The sequence below is a fragment of the Natrinema soli genome (genome assembly GCF_028618695.1).
This window is the reverse complement of sequence record NZ_JAQIVI010000247.1, coordinates 1-568: the sequence shown is the minus strand read 5'-3', so window position 1 is coordinate 568 and position 568 is coordinate 1. Positions and strand designations below refer to the sequence as shown.

At 56.2% G+C, this 568-nt stretch carries 1 pseudogene; it reads right to left on the bottom strand.

Features of this window, described 5'->3' with window-relative positions:
* A pseudogene (locus PGX04_RS15890) lies at nt 1-568 on the bottom strand (ISNCY family transposase); the annotation flags it as partial.

Sequence of the window (568 nt, the reverse complement as noted above, 5' to 3'; positions counted from 1 at the left end):
TACACCTCGTTACTGTAGAATCCCCGGTCTAGGAGCACTTCGTCGAGATCGACGTACTGCTGGGCTCTGTCCAGCAGTACGTCAACCACATCCGCCTTCGAATCGGCTGGCGCGTCTTCTGGTTCCCACGCAGAGCGTTCCTTCACCGGCTCGATACCCAGGATGATTGGGATATCGTTCCCGACGATCGTGATCGTCGCGAACGTATACCCGTGCTTGATTTCACCGTCTTCTTTGTACCCGCTGACCATCGGCGGATACTCTGCTTTCGGGATTTTCTCGTCCTTGTCGATCCACGGCCAGACGTGGTAGGGAACGTGTGTGAAGTCGACGGCCGCCACGACGTGGCGGTCGTCGAATGGGTCCTCGTGACGAATCGTCTTGAGGATGTTTTCGGTCGCTGCGTTGAACGAGGCCATCACAGCCTCTCGGTACAGCTCGGTGAACGCGACGATATCCTCGATCTGCAACTCCTGAACGGAGCGCGTTACTTCCTCGTCGGATGGCGTCGCAAACTGCTTGATTACTCGGAGAAACGTCGAGTCATCACAGATCTCATTCTCCTCAA